At 46.7% G+C, this 16,370-nt stretch carries 12 protein-coding genes; 5 read left to right on the top strand and 7 right to left on the bottom strand.

The window, feature by feature from the left end; translation table 11 throughout:
• Positions 1–622: 622 nt before the first annotated feature.
• From QUA42_RS21660 to pilM, 4 genes are all read right to left on the bottom strand, one after another.
• Complete coding sequence (locus tag QUA42_RS21660; RefSeq protein ID WP_333139962.1) at positions 623–3,010, bottom strand: AMIN domain-containing protein; 2,388 nt, start codon at positions 3,008–3,010, stop codon at positions 623–625.
• Positions 3,011–3,380: 370 nt separating this feature from the next.
• On the bottom strand, positions 3,381–4,181 hold the full coding sequence (locus tag QUA42_RS21655; protein WP_333139960.1) for a pilus assembly protein PilO: 801 nt from the start codon (positions 4,179–4,181) through the stop codon (positions 3,381–3,383).
• Positions 4,178–5,080, bottom strand: coding sequence for a PilN domain-containing protein (locus QUA42_RS21650; protein WP_333139958.1), 903 nt, complete (start codon positions 5,078–5,080; stop codon positions 4,178–4,180). Before QUA42_RS21650 ends, QUA42_RS21655 begins: the two co-directional genes overlap by 4 nt.
• Before the next feature lie 406 nt (positions 5,081–5,486).
• Complete coding sequence (gene pilM, locus QUA42_RS21645) at positions 5,487–6,581, bottom strand: type IV pilus assembly protein PilM (protein WP_333139956.1); 1,095 nt, start codon at positions 6,579–6,581, stop codon at positions 5,487–5,489.
• A 452-nt stretch (positions 6,582–7,033) separates the two neighbouring features.
• Between pilM and QUA42_RS21640 the strand changes: the two genes are divergently transcribed.
• Together QUA42_RS21640 and QUA42_RS21635 are read left to right on the top strand one after the other, a co-directional pair.
• Positions 7,034–8,317 (top strand): sugar ABC transporter substrate-binding protein, encoded by a 1,284-nt coding sequence (locus QUA42_RS21640; RefSeq protein WP_333139954.1) that lies wholly within the window; start codon positions 7,034–7,036, stop codon positions 8,315–8,317.
• 391 nt (positions 8,318–8,708) lie between these two features.
• Positions 8,709–9,284: a Uma2 family endonuclease gene (locus QUA42_RS21635; RefSeq protein ID WP_333139953.1), complete on the top strand. Its 576-nt coding sequence runs from the start codon at positions 8,709–8,711 to the stop codon at positions 9,282–9,284.
• A gap of 5 nt (positions 9,285–9,289) precedes the next feature.
• Here QUA42_RS21635 and QUA42_RS21630 read toward each other — a convergent pair whose 3' ends face one another.
• Entirely contained in the window at positions 9,290–10,555 is a 1,266-nt protein-coding gene (locus tag QUA42_RS21630; RefSeq protein WP_333139951.1) for a folylpolyglutamate synthase/dihydrofolate synthase family protein, read from the bottom strand.
• 78 nt (positions 10,556–10,633) lie between these two features.
• Between QUA42_RS21630 and QUA42_RS21625 the strand changes: the two genes are divergently transcribed.
• A complete protein-coding gene (locus tag QUA42_RS21625; RefSeq protein ID WP_333139949.1) occupies positions 10,634–11,617 on the top strand; it encodes a DNA cytosine methyltransferase in 984 nt (327 codons plus the stop codon).
• A 191-nt stretch (positions 11,618–11,808) separates the two neighbouring features.
• Here the strand turns inward: QUA42_RS21625 and QUA42_RS21620 are convergent, their stop codons facing one another.
• On the bottom strand, positions 11,809–13,026 hold the full coding sequence (locus QUA42_RS21620) for a glycosyltransferase (protein WP_333139947.1): 1,218 nt from the start codon (positions 13,024–13,026) through the stop codon (positions 11,809–11,811).
• A 129-nt stretch (positions 13,027–13,155) separates the two neighbouring features.
• Positions 13,156–14,007 carry a 16S rRNA (cytidine(1402)-2'-O)-methyltransferase gene (gene rsmI / locus QUA42_RS21615; protein WP_333139945.1) on the bottom strand — a complete coding sequence of 284 codons (852 nt, stop codon included), beginning with the start codon at positions 14,005–14,007 and terminating at the stop codon, positions 13,156–13,158.
• A gap of 50 nt (positions 14,008–14,057) precedes the next feature.
• On the opposite strand from rsmI, the gene QUA42_RS21610 reads away from it, so the two are divergent.
• Both QUA42_RS21610 and QUA42_RS21605 read left to right on the top strand, forming a co-directional pair.
• A complete protein-coding gene (locus QUA42_RS21610) occupies positions 14,058–14,915 on the top strand; it encodes a sugar kinase (RefSeq protein ID WP_333139943.1) in 858 nt (285 codons plus the stop codon).
• A gap of 232 nt (positions 14,916–15,147) precedes the next feature.
• The gene (locus QUA42_RS21605) at positions 15,148–16,275 is read left to right on the top strand and encodes a cupin-like domain-containing protein (RefSeq protein ID WP_333139941.1); all 1,128 of its coding nucleotides are present in this window, start codon (positions 15,148–15,150) and stop codon (positions 16,273–16,275) included.
• Positions 16,276–16,370: the final 95 nt, after the last annotated feature.

Here is a 16,370-nt window from a genome sequence, read left to right as displayed (position 1 = left end):
CGCTTCCCCGAATCACAACTCCTGCTGAATACCAATTACCCTAGGGTAATTGGTCAGAAAAGGAATTTTTGTTTCTAACTGCTGAAAACCCCACAGCATCTAATTTTCACTGCATTATTCTAAAGTCTTGCCGACCGTTATGGATCGGTGGAACCTTTAATTTATATGGATTTGGACAATTTTTTTAATTAATCCCAAAATTTAGGTGAAAAAATACCACCTTGGAGAGAAGATTTCTCGCCTCGGTGGATTTAAAAGCAAAAAAAAGGAGAAATAGAAGGAATAAAATGTAATTTGTCAAGGGTTCAAGGAAAATTTTTTTCCTTCTTCCATCTTTCTTTCCCCTCTTTCTTTCCCCTCTTTCTTTCCCCCGTGGGGCAGGGCTGTTTCATTTTCCCGAAACCCGCCAGGGGTTGAAGCCCCTGGCTAATAGCGAAAGTCGTCTTCAGACGACTGAAAGAGTGATTTATAGTCCTCTTGCATAGGACTAATGAGTTCTTTAGTGCTCTTTTAGAGGACTTTAGCTTTGAGGCAGGGGTTTCAACCCCTGTAGGACTGTAGGACTGTCGGACTCAGGGGAAAGAGCGTGGAAAGTTGACAGCAAGGCATTTTTCCTTTGTTCCTACTGTCTCGGCTGGACGGGCTGACCGCGCTGCAACAGTTGACGGGCGTCAGGACTAATGTTGTTTTGGTAGCCAAAGTTCGATCGATCGCTATCATCCAAAATCTGCGGAGTCAGCAATACAATCAACTCCGCCCGCTGGTTGGCCTTACTGGTTCTCCTGAACAGCGAACCGATAATCGGCAAATCTCCCAAAATCGGAATCTTGTTCGCTGTAACCCGTTCTTCATCGCGGATAATCCCCGAAACAATCAAAGTCTGACCGTCCCGCAGGCGAATTAGCCCCGATTGCAACGAACGCTCGCCCAGGAGCCTGATAGTATTGGTGTTCGCGCCCGTGGCCAGTTCTTGCTCGCCGCCAGGTGTCCTGATAATCGGGTTCACCCGCAGAGAGACAAAGCCATTATCGTCAATCCGATCGATCGCCACCCCCAACTGCAAACCAGCCCTGTCTTTGACAGCCGTCACCGTTTGGGTACTTGTATTTCCGGTAGTCTGCGTTTGGGACGTGATGTTAGTGATCACCTCATCAGTGATATTCACATTCGCCGTTTCTCCTTCTTGAACCACTAGAGTCGGATCGGTCAGGATTTTGGCATTCTGGCTCTGAATAGTTGCCTGCAACGCCGACAGGAACCTCCTGGGATACTGGAACGCCGGGAACAGGGCGAACTCTGCATTTCCCGAAGTTGTCCTCGATCCAGGCTCGTAATCCGTAATTCCAACTCGCGTAGGGTCATTAGTAACTGGGGCTGTCGGCTGGAGGAACACACCTTTGGCGGGGCCTTCGAGACCTTGACCTGTAAACGGCACGATACGCCGGCCGTTCGCATCGTAGAAAGGCTCCAGGTCTGCTAAAGGGTTGCCGATGATCGGCCTACCCGTCAAGCTCCCATCGAGAGCGTTTGCATTGGGCGGATTGATGCCGCCAAAATTGAGAGTTGCCGCCCCATTGTCATTGACGAAGAAATTGTTATTAATTCCGAAAGAGAAGCTGCTGCTAGTTCTGTTGTCTCCCAACAAGTTGATATCGATCACCTTGACGTTGACAGCCACTTGACGGCGGCGCAAATCTAGCTGCGTCAAGAAAGCCACAGCCATGTCAACTTTGCGCGGGTCGCCCACCAAAGTGATGGAATTGAGCCTCGCATCCGCCAGCACCGACAGTCCCCTCAGCAATAGCGGCCCGGTACCTTGGGTAGCGCCGATCGCCTTAATGTCCGGTTCCCTAATTTCCACATCCCGCGCCGCATTTCCCTGGCCCACGCTTTGAATAGTCACCCGAGTAATCGGCAGTTGACTTTCTGCCCCTTGAGCGCTCAAAAAGTTAGCTGCATCCGTAGAGCGAACTTGATTGAGCCGCAAAGTCCGAATGATAATATTGCGTGAGTCGATCGGCAAGCTAGTCCCTACAAAAATCGTCCGCCCCTGGCGGTTAGCTTGCAACCCGCTGAGCCGCAGCACGTAATTAAAGACATCTTGCACCGACTCATTTTCGATGTCCAAAGAAATCTTTGGCCCTTCATCTGAACCGGTGGCTCCCGGCTGACCAGGCACTGCGGGCTGGCCCGGTTGAGCAGGGGCACCGCCACCTGTAAAAGCAATGTTCAATCCAGCAGCGCGGGCCAGCAGAGCCAAAACGTCCCGGACTGGGGCATCCCGCAGCACCAAGCGGGGGATGCGTTCTCCCGAACTCAGTTCAATATTTCCCGCGCCAGGGGCGATGTTAGACACTGCGATATCTCCCAAGGGCGGCGCCACGGCCCGCGGCTGGAAAGGCGCCGCCTGATTTGTCTGGGATTGTATTTCGCTGGGGAGGGGGGGGCGATCGTTTCTGGTAACAGTAACTTCGGGATTTTGCAGCAGCACACCTGGGTTCTGCGAGGTGCGGACTTGGGGAGTCGGCGGGGGAGCTGTTTGGCTCAGCGGCAGTCCCGGAGGCGGCGGGGGTGCAGTTTGGGCAGACTGTACTGTACCACCCTGTCCGGCAACGCTGAGGACGATGCTTTGGCCTTGTCCCGGCACAATTTGTCCGTTGGGAACTCCGTTGGTGCCGGCTACCACAACGCGGATGCTGTTAGCCTCTACCTGGCTGATTTCTACTGAAGAAATTCCCGGAGCGGGGTTATCTTGGCGGAAGCTGTTGCCTTGTGGCAAGCGGAGCTGGGTGTTGATAATTGTGGCTTGGTAAGTATTCCCGTTATTGATGGCGAAAACTTGCGGGCGATCGCCCTTTTCTGTCGCCATGACAATATTTACGCCATTATTACCTTGACTTACTTGCACTCCTGTGACTTGAGTCGGCACTGCCAAGACGGGGGCTTGGGCGATCAGAACTCCTGCAAGGCTGCATAAGAGTCCTCCACTTAACCGTAGATGCTGTTTCACGTTCTCTCCTCAACTACAATTTGTATTTGTTGTTCGCAGTCTTTTGTCGCTAGCTGCTAAACTGACTGAAAGATTCTCGCTTCGAGTCTATTTAAAAGCAGAAGTTATGCCCTTTTCGATTTTAGATTTTCGATGGGAATAACCGCTGACATAAGGGTTAAAAACTATCCTACAGTTCCCTTTTTGGGAAACTTGGTATTAGAAGAAAGTAGGTTCTAGAGCAAATTTTTGATTGCCATATAATTTTTTTTGTGGCATTCATATTTTTTTACTTCTACCTTCAATCTTCAAAATTAAACCTTCTGCCTTCTCCTTTTTTGTGAAAAAGCAAGTTGGGAACAATAGCTAATATCTATCCGCCCAACTACCGCTACTTAGCACCAGGACTCGGAGCCGGAGTTGGCGGTTTTTCTTCTTGCTTTAACGGCAGCAGCGCGTGCAAGTCAAAAGCAGTTTTAATTTTAGTTGGCGGCTGCTCCACAGGAACTATTTTCCCTTTCAAAAAGTCAACTTCAATTGGCTCATTTGATGCTAGCAATTCAGATTTCAAATTCCTAACTACCAACAGCGACTGCATCAACTCCAAGTTACGCATAAAATTGCGGGTTTGAGCGAAAGTGCCTTCAAACTCTACCTTAAATTTTTTGCGTCTGAGCTTGCCAGCCAGGGACGGTCCGAAGGAGGTATCTGCCAGAATATCAGGGTCTGGAGCTCCGGGCGCGGCGGTTGCTGCTGCTGGGGGCATATCCGGCTCAAATTTGGTAATTTTAGCCTTGAGGTCATCTCCTTGCACGCCGGCGTTGATTCTATTAACGAGTTGAGTCATGTCCAGCAAAAGCGTGTTGGCGCTGGCGTCGCTGGCAAACATTGCCGTCACGTTTGCCCGACGCTGTTTTGCTTCTTCTTGCTTGGCTTCTGCTTCTGCCTTTTTTTGAATTTGAGTTTGCAATTGCAGTTGCGTTTGCTCGCTTTCGCTAAGTTTTTGCTTGAATGCGTCTCTTTTTTGGAATTCAGGAAGTACGAACTGGTAGCCAAGGCCGCCGGCAATGACGAGGCCGAGAACCGCGATGCCGATTGCTTGGACTTGGGATGTCAGCTTAATGCCGAATATTTCCTGAGCCCCTGTCTCTTCTGCTTGTGCGCCGCTGGGAATAAACTGATTTGCTGTCATTGTTTTTTCACCTCTGGTTTTAGTGGTTCTAGCACTCCTTTTTCTTGAAGTGTTTCTATCCGTATTGCGAGCCCGTCTGCTTGCTTGCTTCGCAGCTCGGGGAGCAACTCGGACGCCCCCGTCGGGCTGAGCGTCGTTTCAATTTTATATTCCACCACCGGTCGCAGTTTGGGAAGTTCTGCTGGTGCTGCGTTTTCGTTACGCACTTGTAATTGTGCGGGGTTGTTTTTTAATGTGGCCGCTATCAGTTTGGTATCGGTGTTGAGGAAGAAAGGAGAGCGCTGGACTAGCAGCATAAAGTCGTTAACTTGGGCAAAGGTACTGGCTATCCCTGAAATTTGTACTTTTGCTGCCTGCTGCGGGACGACGGGGGGGGGAGGTGCTGCCGGGGTGGGGCTGGCTGCTGGAGACGGACTCGCCCCTGGGGAGGCTGCAGGAGTTGCAGCAGGGGGTGGGGGTGCTGCTGCAACGGGGGAGGGACTCGGGTCGATTTGCTCGATTTTGCCAATTTGCACTCCCGCCGGAGTACGGGCACTGAGGTCTTGCAGCATCGCCGACCAAGGCTTAATTTGGTCGAATACTCCGGCTAATGCTTTGTATTCCGCGGTAACTTGGTCGGTTTCGGCGTTGATGGCTTTGATGGTGTTGGCTTGAGTGTTTAACTTGGCCAGTTCTTGGTCGATGGCTTCTTGTTTTGTGGTCAAGTTTTTATTTTCGCTAATCGCCCACCACCCGGCGCCCAGGACTGCGGCGTTGACCCCGAAGGCAAACAGCACCGCCCCATATATGGGCAGTTGGTCTTTGGCTCCACCGGAACTTTTTTTAGCGGAGCTTTTGGCTGCTGCAACGGGTTTGTAGTCGGGACGGTCGTTGAGAAAATTAATATCTAGGCTGTACATGGCTTCACTCGATTTTATAGCAGAAGGTAGAAGGCAGAAGGCACAAGGTAAAAGGTAGAAGGCACGAGGTAGAAGGTAGAAGGTAGAAGGAAAAAGTGATCTAGCGCTTATGTTTCAGGAATTAAGAATGTCCTAACAGTCTTGGCTGTTGCTATAGATTTAAATTTGAAATTTGAGATTTTAGACAGAACCCAAGATTGCTGGTACAAGTGAAGGATTTATTTAGGGAAGAAAGAAACAACTTTCTGCCTTCTACTGAAGGAAGGGGCTGCTTCTACCTCAGATATATTCTACCTTCTATCTTCTACCTCCAATATTCTACCTTCTGCTTTCTGCCTTCTTATTTTGGAAGGGGTTTTTACCTAAAATTCTCAAATCTGTTTTTCTCTCATCTAAAACTGTTAGGTCACATAACCTCCCTTAGTCCTAAACCTAGGGCGACTCCTAAACCTGCTCGCTGTTCTGGGGTAATTTCTTGGCTGATTTCGAGTCCTAGGGTTTCGATGGGATCGACTTGAGATGCGGGCAAGCTTAATCTTTGCATAAAAAATTCGTCTAGTTTGCCGATCGCAGCTCCAGGACCTGCTAGCAGCAGTTGCGCTACTTCGAGTTCTTCGCTCTGGTTGAGGTAAAAGTCTACTGAGCGGCGCAGTTCGTCGGCTAGTTCTCCCAATACTTTAATCATCGCATTTGTGCCGGGATTGGCGTCTCCCGATGCGCCCATTGTATCTGTGACAGGCAGGGTCATGCCTTGCAGTTCGCTGGTGTCTCTGGTGGGCGGCAGGTTCATGGCTTGGTTGAGGGCGGTCTGGATTTGGTAGGTGCCGATCGGGATGGTACGGTTGAACTGAGGTATACCGTCCACTACTATAGCTAACTCGGTGCTGTCAAATTCTATGGCGGTGAGAACTGCTGCTTCTTGGGAGGAAAATTGTTGCAGTTGTTCTTTGAGGGTGCGGATTAGGGCAAAGCTGGTTACTTCTAATACGTCTATAATCAGTCCGGCTTCTTTGAATGTTTCGATGTATGTGTCGGTAACTTCTCTGCGGGTTGCTACTAACACGACTTGGACTTTTTCTACTCCGTCGTCATCTACAAAAAGGCCTATTTTTTGATAGTCTACGTCGGCGTCTTCTCTGGGAAACGGCAAGTACAGTCCTGCTTCTGCGTTCATGTAATCCCGCAGTTCTTCTTCGTTGAGCTCTGCTGGAACTGGAATGAGACGGATGACGGCTTCACGGCCAGGAATGGCTGTGGCTACTCGCTTGGCTTTGATTTTGTTGTCCGCGAGGACGGTACGTATTAGTTCTGCCATTCCCGGCGGATCGACTATTTGTCCTTCTTGTATATAGTCTTCTGGAACTTCTATGGAGGCTAGGATGCCTAATTTTAATGCCTGAGCTTTCTTTTCGAGCTGAATGATGTTGATGCGGTCTGGGGCTATTTCGATCCCGATTCCTGGCTGGCGTTGGGAAAGTAGACCTTTGAAAAAGTTAACCATGTGATTGGGTCGCCGATAATTGCTATTTTTTTCTTTTGTTGTTGGCCAGCCTGATTCAGCGTGCCCGGTGTTGGAGGGTTGGTTTCCAACTGCCGCAAGAGTGCTGTAATCTCGGTATCCCGCCGTAGCTACGCAGCTCCGTCTGTGTTGCGCGATCGCTAGTTCCGATTTTATGCTATCCAATTTACTTGACAATAGCTATTCTGCTGCGAATGTCAATAAATTCCAGCAGAATCGACCGAAAACCTGCCGATTCTGCACAAAAACCGACTATCTTGCTCCTGGGCCCAGGTACAAAACTCTGTTACTGACTCGATGGCGCTTGATTCGGGCGATTCCCTAGCCTACCCTACGGAAACCCCTACGGGGAACGGGAACCCCTGCGGGGAAAGGGATAGCTTCGCTTCACGCTTTTTTGTCTAACGGTTCCCATAACTCTCAAATTTTATTCTATGAAACGTAAATCTTGGCAACTGTTTGCTGTTTTTGGACTGGTGGGGCTGCTGCTGGCTGCGGTGGTGAGTTGCGGCAAGCCTGCTGTTAATTCCCAGGCAAATAATACGCAGGAAATCGAGTTCTGGACTATGCAGCTTCAACCTCAGTTTACTGAGTATTTCAACAAGACGATCGCGGGTTTTGAAGCGGAAAATCCGGGGGTGAAGGTGCGCTGGGTGGACGTTCCTTGGTCGGCGATGGAAAGCAAGATTTTGGGGGCGGTTTCGGCGAAAACTGCGCCGGATGTGGTTAACCTAAATCCCGATTTTGCTTCGCTGTTGGCGGGACGCAATGCTTGGCTAGATTTGGATTCTCGGATTCCGCAGCAAGTTCGATCGCTCTATCTCCCAAATATCTGGAAAGCTAGTATGCTCGACGGCAAGAGTTTTGGCATTCCTTGGTATCTCACGACTGGGGTGACAATTTACAATACGGAGTTGTTGAAAAAGGCTGGAATTGCTAAGCCTCCTGCTACTTATGCCGAGTTGGCAACTGTTGCCAAGCAGGTGAAGGATAAGACTGGTAAGTTTGCTTTTTTTGTGACTTTTGTGCCGGAAGATTCGGCGGAGGTTTTGCAATCTTTCGTGCAGATGGGTGTGCCTTTGGTTGACGCTAAAGGCAAGGCAGCTTTTAATACTGCTAAGGGGAAAGCTGTTTTTCAGTATTGGGTGGATTTGTACAAGGGCGGACTTTTGCCGCAGGATGTTTTGGTGCAGGGACATCGCAGAGCGATCGAGCTTTATCAAGCTGGGGAAACTACTTTTTTAGCTTCTGGGCCTCAGTTTTTGAAGGCGATTTCTGAAAATGCTCCGAGTATTGGTGCTGTTTCGGCTGCTGCGCCTCAAATTACGGGGGAAACAGGCAAGAAGACTGTGGCGGTGATGAATTTGGTTGTGCCTCGCGACAGCAAGCGCCCTGATGATGCTGTCAAGTTTGCTCTTTACGTCACTAATTCTCAAAATCAGTTGGCTTTTGCTAAGGCTGCTAATGTTTTGCCTTCTACGGTTGAGGCTTTGGAGGACGGTTATTTTAAGAACGTTCCGACTGATGCTCCCGCAGCCGATCGAGCTCGGGTTGTTAGTGCTTCTGGGTTGAGTTCCGCCGAGCTATTGATTCCGCCTCTCAAGGATGTTAAGAAGTTGCAAAAGGCGATTTATGACAATTTGCAGGCGGCAATGTTGGAAGAGAAATCGGTAGAACAGGCTGTGGCTGATGCGGCTAAGGCTTGGGATCAAAGGTAGTTTTTAATTGAAGCTGGGGCGGGATTTTTTTTCTCTCGCCTCTTGCTTTTTTCTGCAACTTGACGTATTATTAAATAATGGGAATCTGTGCCGCCATATATAAGCATATATAAGCTTTTAAGTTATTATCGAATGATGAAATTACCGCCTCTTCACAACGCCGAGTCGGAAGAGAACTAGGGATAAGAAAATCTAGAATATTTTAAAAGTAAATGTTGGTTGATAAGAAGGCTCGCTCATCCCAGAAACCGGGTTTATTTATCCCGTGCGATCCTCTTTCTCAATTCAGCTTGATTGAGGATTTGTAGGCAGATAGCCTGAATTCCTCAAATATTCAGAAATTTGACTCGTGTTAAAATCAAGGCTCAGATCGGAATAGGAGAGACTTCTTATGCCAGCGATGACACTCAAAGATTTAAACCAAGTTCAAACCCTTTTTTCCGAAGCGGGTTTAGATTACAAAATTGAACTAGAAGACGGGAAAATTTCAGTTATGGGGCCATCAGACATCGTATCGAGTGAAATCAGTAGCCGTCTCATCGCCTTTCTTTTCGCTTGGATAAATCCCCGTCGCTTGGGGAGAGTCTTTGACTCCGCAGGCGGTTTCATTATGCCGGATACGAATGTCAAAGCACCGGATGTTTCTTTTGTGCGCGCCGCCCGCTTGCGCCAAAGCCCGCGTTATTTTGGAGAACTTGTCCCCGATTTGGTGGTTGAGATTAAATCTCAGAGCGATCGCATTAAGCTTATAGAAACCAAGGTTTTGAAGTTTATAGAATTGGGTGCGATTGTCGGAATTCTGATCGATCCTGATGAAGAAACAGTGACTATTTATCGCTCTACAGGTGAACCGACAGTTTTAGGAAATGGCGATATCTTAACAGTAGCAGAACTTTTTCCCGGTTGGGAATTGCCCGTTTCGGAATTGTGGCCTCCTATCTTTACTGAGGAAGAAACACAATTCTGATGCGTTTAAGCTTGGGATTGTTGTTGTTGCAGAAAATAGCCGACGAGATAAAGAGAACCGCAAAGGATTGTTAGGTTGTCGCCTGTAACAGCAGCATCTAAGGCTGTGGTTAAGTCGGGGAAGGCTTGACAGAGAGTTAATTCGGGGCAGATAATTTGAGCTAGGGTGGCTAATTCTGCGGGGGATGATGAGTTTTGATCGGGTACGGGTACTAAGTAAAGTCGATCGCCCTTTTTGAGTAATGCTTTCAAAATATCATCGCAGTCTTTAGTCGCAAGAATGCCGATTACCCAGTTAATCGGTGACGCGCGATCGTTCAGGCGATCGACATATTCACGCAGGGCGATCGCTGCGGCTGGATTATGCGCGCCGTCAATTAATATATTGCGGTTTTTCCAAGTTGTCTGCTGGAGTCTTCCGGGCCATTGGGTTTTGGCGATACCGTTTTCGATGGCGGTTGGGGAAATTTGCCATCCTTGGTTTTGGAGAATTTGCAAAGTTGCGATCGCAATTGCTGAATTCATTAGTTGAATTTTTCCCAGCAGCGGCAATTGATATTTTATTTTAACCGCATTTTGATTTAACTGATATTCTGCGAATCCTTGTCCTAAATCTATTGCTGATTTTACCCAAGTTGCCGGACAGTCTAATTCTTGAATGCGTTTTTCTACTACTATTCTAGCTGATTCTGGCAATTCTCCGATAACTGCCGGACATTTTGCTTTAAGAATTCCCGCTTTTTCCCCAGCAATATCTGCGATAGTGGGGCCGAGTATTTGCCAGTGTTCAAGACTGATAGAAGTAATGACGCTAGCGAGAGGTGTTTCGCAAACGTTAGTCGCGTCTAATCTACCGCCCAATCCAGTTTCTATGACTGCGATGTCTGTTTTTTGTTCGGCGAAATACAGCCAAGCTGCTGCGGTGATTATTTCAAATTGAGTGGGAGTTTCAGTGTTGTTTTCGGTAGCGGCGACAACTCGTTGGAGACACTGCTGCAATTCTGTTGGGGAAATCGGTTTTTGGTTGATGCAAATTCTTTCTGTCCAATCGATTAGGTGCGGGGATGTGTAGCGTCCAACTCGATAGCCTGCTTCTGTTAGTACCGAAGACAGATAAGCGCAAACGGAACCTTTACCGTTTGTGCCGGCAATGTGGATAATGGGTACTTTTTGGTGGGGGTTGTCTAGTTTTTCTAGAAGTTGTTTGATTCTTTCTAGGCCGAGGTGGACGCCGAAATGTTGGTAAGATTGAAGGATGGATTCTGCATTCATTGAGAATTATTGGATTTTTTAAGGAACCGCGAAGGCGCAAATGGCGCGAAGGAAAAGAGGAGATAGATGTCAATAAGTATGAATATTATTTCTCTGTTTTCGGGTTGTGGCGGGTTGGATTTGGGTTTTCGCTTAGCTGGGTTTAATCCGGTTTGGGCGAATGAATATGATAAGTCTATTTGGGATACGTATAATTTCAATCACCCTGAAACTATTTTAGATCGCAGAGATATCAGAAAAATCAAATCTGATGAAATTCCCAACTGTATTGGGATAATTGGCGGGCCTCCTTGTCAAAGTTGGAGTGAAGCCGGCGCTAAACGCGGAATAGATGACAGTCGGGGTCAACTTTTCTGGGAGTATATCAGAATTGTGCGGGACAAGCAGCCTTTGTTTTTTTTAGCTGAGAATGTTAGCGGGATTTTGGCTCCCAGAAACAAGGATGCTTTCACTTATATATTATCGCAGTTTGAGGACATAGGGTATCGAGTTTCGTACCAGTTGTTGAATGCTAGAAATTTTGGTGTTCCGCAAGACAGACAAAGGGTGATTGTTGTGGGCTATCGGAAAAATCTGGGTTTTGGTTTGGAGTTTCCCGAACCTGGAACCGATGTTTTGACGCTGAAAGATGCGATTTTTGATTTGCAGGCGATCGCCCCTATGTCTGTTAAGGGTAAATTAGATAATTATCACGATTATGTCCCAAATCACGAATGTGCGGATTTGGGGTTTTCGAGCATTTATATGTCGCGGAATCGAGTGCGAAGTTGGTCGGAACCTTCTTTTACAATTCAGGCAAGCGGCAGACACGCACCTCTCCATCCTCAAGCTAGTAAAATGATTTTGGTTGGCAAAGACAAACGCATTTTTGATCCCAATTCGCCTCTGCCTTACCGTCGGCTTTCTGTGCGAGAGTGTGCGAGAGTTCAGACTTTCCCGGATGAGTTTATTTTTAAGTACAAGTATATTGCTGATGGATACAAAATGGTCGGCAATGCTGTTCCTGTGAATTTAGCAAGAGTTTTGGCAAGTAAGATTTTTGAGGATATTTCGACCTTCTGAAACAACACTTACGCCAAATCTCTATATGTTGATTTTTTACTCCGCGTGGGCGAAGCCAGCGCTTAGGTGGCCGAAAGTTTGTTTAGGATTAGTTTCAAGCACCGAGTTTTACTAAAAATTATCTGCGTTTATCTGCGGTTTCCCTATCAATCAAAGATTGATGCAATAAGTCTAGTTTGCTGTACAGATTCTCACAAAAATTTTGTTAACTCGCCGAGATTGTGCTGAATCGCATTTATTCCGCGCAGGTGAGAAATGGGTGAACCTCCGTACAAAAAGCTATTCAAGCTGACTTGATAATTTTGCTGAACTGCTAAATCTAGCCACAAATTGTTAATCGCATCTCCGGGCTTGTAGTCGGGAATGTTGTGCTGATAGTAAGGAAAACTGTCTATACAAGTATTGAAAAAGTTCTTGCGCCCGGAATGCTTTAAATACTGATATCGTGGTCTGAATTCTGTCAGATTTTCCAATACTGTATATATAGTATCGGCGAGAGATTCTGGGTTGAATTTAGCATAAAGCCCTGCACCTTCGGGGAAAACGGGCGAGTCTCCTCTGGCGTATTGATTGAATTCTTGGAAACAAATTACTGGTACGTTGCAACTCATGGCTTCCATAATGGCTCGGTTTTTTCCTTCGAGGAGAGAACCGAGTACAAATGCTTTTGCTCGCGAATAATAGGTGGGAATTTCCCTGTAGTAGTCAACTCTCGGCAATAAGTTGAGGTAATCGGAGGGATGGCCTAAAATGTCCTCTATTTGTTGCCATTCTTTTAAGGCGTACTCGTCGAGAGTTTTTAGGTTATTAACATCAAATTCGTGGCCGCTGAGAATAGTTAATTTTATCGGTTTTTGCGGATATTTTTGGCGGTAAACTTTTAAGGCTTTGGCAATCATGGGCAAATTCTTTTCTTCGGCAATTCTGGCGACGGTGAGGAGGTCGATGTCTTTGGTGGGGACGTTGCGGGGGGAAATCCAGTATTCGTTGATGAAGTCGCAGTCTTGCAGTGGTATATTTGGTTTGTGTGCGCGATCGGGATAAGTTTCGCGAAACCATTTATCCCGCTGCGGGTTTTTGTACAAGCTGGAGTAAGCATCGGCTATCGGTGCCCAAGAATATCCAATCCAGGGGTTATAGGTAAAGGAATGAAAGACTGATGATAATCCGGGAAAGAGTTTGTTGATTAGTTCGACTGCTTCGCTGAAGTAAATTCCTTTGATGAATTTTCCTTCGTACATCAATGGGGGAAGCAAAACGTAAAAACTGACGGTATCGAAGCGGTGGGGTTGATCCTCAAATATCTCCCAGCTAAAGGCGTCTAAGTCTGCATAGATTTCGGCGAGTGGTTTGTTGATGTGGGGGTTGCGTAAATATGGTTTGTGTCGCTCGTAGTTGCCGCGTGCCATAAGTTTTTATAGTATGATTGTAAGTATTACTTCAACTTCGGTCTTCTTTCTGACTACTGACTTGTGGTCAATAATTAATCCGTGTATGCGTGTCAAAATCTGTGTCGTGCATTCCTTCTATTATAATCATTAACTGTCGTCTAGTGTCAGGGCGAGTTGGTAGATTTGGCGACGGGGGAGGGATGTTTGTTGCGCTAGCTGGCGGCTGGCTTGGGAACGACTTATGCCTTCTGCAATTAATGTTTGCAATTCTGCTTTGATGGCGTCTTCGGAAAATATTGGTGCGGCTGTTTGGATGCCGGCAATTACGAGGGTAAATTCTCCCTGGGGTTCGCGATTGGTGTAAAGCTCGATCGCACTTTCTATACTACCACGCCAAAACTCTTCGTGCATTTTAGTTAACTCTCTCGCCAGCACAATCTGTCTGTCGCTTCCCAAACTATTTGCTAAATCTTGTAAAGTTTGTCGCAATCGGTGCGGAGATTCGTATAATACTATAGTGCGGGATTCTATTTGCAAAGCTTCTAAACTCTGTTGGCGTTCTTGACCTTTCACAGGTAAGAAACCTTCAAATACAAATCTCTCAGTCGGTAATCCTGATGCAGTTATGCCAACAATGCAGGCGGTCGGGCCGGGAATCGGAATAATGTTAATATTAGCATCCGCGCAAGCTTTGACCAATTCGGAACCGGGGTCAGAAATCCCAGGCATTCCGGCATCTGTGACGAGGGCGATATCTTTGCCTAAATGCAGTTTGTCGATGAGTTCGGGAAGTCGCTGGTGTTGGTTGTGTTCGTGATAGCTGATTTGGGGCGTTTGGATTTGAAAATGGTGCAAGAGTTTGCCTGTATGGCGGGTATCTTCGGCGGCGATGAAGTCTACTGTTTGCAAGATTCGGATGGCGCGAAAGGTCATGTCTTCCAGGTTGCCGATCGGGGTTCCGACGATGTAAAGTGTTCCTGTATTGGGATTTGGCTGCATTTGGATATTTTGAAGTTTTTAACCGCAGATAAACGCGGATTAACGCAGATATGAAAACGGGATTGTTTTTGGGATTGGCGACTTTAGATTTAGTTTATTTGGCCCAGAAGCCTCCGGGTGAAAATCAGAAAGTTGTTGCTTCTGATTGTACCATTGCTGCGGGCGGGCCAGCGGCGAATGCTGCGGTGACTTTTAGCTATTTGGGGAATGCGGCAATATGGGCTGGGGTTTTGGGTACTCACGCGATCGCCCAATTAATTCGTGCAGACTTAGCGGAGTATAATGTCAGAATAATCGATTTGGCATCAGGGCGATCGCACTCGCCGCCAGTTTCCTCGATTATTGTAAGTGAAGCAACGGGCGATCGATCGGTAATTTCCATCAATGCTACAAAATCGCAAGTTGACAGTCAAACAATTAACCAGGATATTTTAACATCAGTTAGTATTGTACTGCTTGACGGACATCAAATCGCAGCCAGCCAAGAAATTGCTCAACTTGCCAAGTCAAAAAACATTTCCATTGTCCTCGACGGTGGCAGTTGGAAACCCGGATTAGAGGAAATATTGCCTTTCGTTGAATGGGCGGTATGTTCCGAGAATTTTCATCCGCCCGACTGCGACAATTCAGAACAAGTCTTTGCTTACCTGTCAGCAGCCGGAATTCCCCATATTGCAATCACTCGCGGCGAAAAATCAATTTTATACCTCAGCAATGGCACTTACGGTCATATAGAAACACCTCAAATTCAAGCCACAGACACTTTAGGCGCGGGCGATATTTTTCACGGGGCTTTCTGTCACTACATTTTGCAAAATAACTTTACAGATACTCTCACCGCAGCAGCTAAAATCGCTTCCCATTCCTGCAAAAAGTTCGGAACCCGCGCCTGGATGAATAAGGGTTAATTTCCAATTAAAATTAACCAAACTATCCGGTTTAAACCGCTCTAAGCTAGAAAAGTTGAACTGGCAACACTTGTTGAGTTAAAATCCTGACAGCAACCTCGACAAAATTTGTGAACTTCCCTCTTCTTTTGCTTCGCGCCCTTAGCGCCTTCGCGGTTCCTTAGCAAAATTGCTATATTAGTAAGACAAGTTAAAGTCAAACAAAACACTCTCAAAACAACATATCCGAATCATGCCTGACACCCAACCTCTAAGTATCACCCTTCCCCCTTTGCGGATTACCCTAAGCGAGCAACAACAGGTTAATCTAGAATGGCTGACGCAAAACTTGCCCAATCTACTCGCAGCGCCAAGCAAACCAGAAGTCCCCGATAATATGAAACAGTGGGTGGCGGCTAACAAATTATTAAATCAACCCGACGCCGAAATCATTCAAGCGCTAATCAGTACCGGCATAGATGCGGAAACAGCCACCGCAGAAGTTAGGGAAATATCATCTCATCCCTACTTTCAAGCAGGTAGTCAGTACGTGCAGTTATTGCAGAAATTAGAATCGCATCTCAGGATTAGCAATCAATTAGCTGCATTGTCTTCCAAGTTTGGCACAATCGAACGCAAAAGCAGCCTTTCTAGAGAGTATTTTCTCGAAAATTACTACGCAAAAAATACTCCAGTAATTATTACCAATATTATGCACAACTGGAAAGCATTGCAGTTGTGGACGCCGGAGTATTTGCAGCAAAAATATGGCGACGCAGAGGTACAAATTCAAGCCAACCGCAACTCAGACCCGAATTACGAAATTAAAATAGAAAATCACAAAAAAATTGTTTTGTTCCGCAAATATGTAGAGATGGTGGTCAAGGGCGGGCCTAGCAACGACTACTACATGGTTGCTAATAACAAAACTCTGGAAAGAGAGGAATTTAAACCCCTATTCAACGACATTGAAATTTTCCCAGAATACCTAAATCCAACGGACACAAAAGGCAGAGTTTTCTTTTGGTTCGGTCCGAAAGGCACGATTACCCCGCTGCACCATGACCCAGTTAATTTAATTTTAGCTCAAGTGTCGGGTCGCAAACTAATTAAATTGATTTCTCCGCAACAAACACCTCTGCTTTATAATCACGTCGGAGTTTTCAGCAAGGTTGACGGCGAAAATCCCGATTATGACAAATACCCGCTTTATAGAGATGCGAAAATTATTGAAGTGATTTTGGAACCTGGAGAAGCTATCTTTATTCCTGTCGGTTGGTGGCATCATGTAAAATCCTTGGAAGTTAGTATTTCGGTTTCGTTTACTAATTTTGTGTTTCCCAATTATTATGAATGGAAATATCCTCATATTAATTGGTAATTGCTAATGTATGGTTCCCAGGGGCGGGCACGGGGGCACCGCCCCTACAGAAATTTGCGTTAATCGGCGTTTATCTGCGGTTCAAAAAAAAGAAA

The organism is Microcoleus sp. Pol11C2 (assembly GCF_036701505.1).
GTDB lineage: Bacteria > Cyanobacteriota > Cyanobacteriia > Cyanobacteriales > Microcoleaceae > Microcoleus.
The sequence above is the reverse complement of the archived record's forward strand: the minus strand, read 5'-3'. Positions and strand labels throughout refer to the sequence as shown.

What these genes read in the sequence shown, in the direction of transcription:
- QUA42_RS21655 (WP_333139960.1), bottom strand. Translation starts at nt 4,181, where the DNA reads ATGACAGCAAATCAGTTTATTCCCAGCGGCGCACAAGCAGAAGAGACA.
- QUA42_RS21650 (WP_333139958.1), bottom strand. Translation starts at nt 5,080, where the DNA reads ATGTACAGCCTAGATATTAATTTTCTCAACGACCGTCCCGACTACAAA.
- pilM (WP_333139956.1), bottom strand. Translation starts at nt 6,581, where the DNA reads ATGGTTAACTTTTTCAAAGGTCTACTTTCCCAACGCCAGCCAGGAATC.
- QUA42_RS21640 (WP_333139954.1), top strand. Translation starts at nt 7,034, where the DNA reads ATGAAACGTAAATCTTGGCAACTGTTTGCTGTTTTTGGACTGGTGGGG.
- QUA42_RS21635 (WP_333139953.1), top strand. Translation starts at nt 8,709, where the DNA reads ATGCCAGCGATGACACTCAAAGATTTAAACCAAGTTCAAACCCTTTTT.
- QUA42_RS21630 (WP_333139951.1), bottom strand. Translation starts at nt 10,555, where the DNA reads ATGAATGCAGAATCCATCCTTCAATCTTACCAACATTTCGGCGTCCAC.
- QUA42_RS21625 (WP_333139949.1), top strand. Translation starts at nt 10,634, where the DNA reads ATGAATATTATTTCTCTGTTTTCGGGTTGTGGCGGGTTGGATTTGGGT.
- QUA42_RS21620 (WP_333139947.1), bottom strand. Translation starts at nt 13,026, where the DNA reads ATGGCACGCGGCAACTACGAGCGACACAAACCATATTTACGCAACCCC.
- rsmI (WP_333139945.1), bottom strand. Translation starts at nt 14,007, where the DNA reads ATGCAGCCAAATCCCAATACAGGAACACTTTACATCGTCGGAACCCCG.
- QUA42_RS21610 (WP_333139943.1), top strand. Translation starts at nt 14,058, where the DNA reads ATGAAAACGGGATTGTTTTTGGGATTGGCGACTTTAGATTTAGTTTAT.
- QUA42_RS21605 (WP_333139941.1), top strand. Translation starts at nt 15,148, where the DNA reads ATGCCTGACACCCAACCTCTAAGTATCACCCTTCCCCCTTTGCGGATT.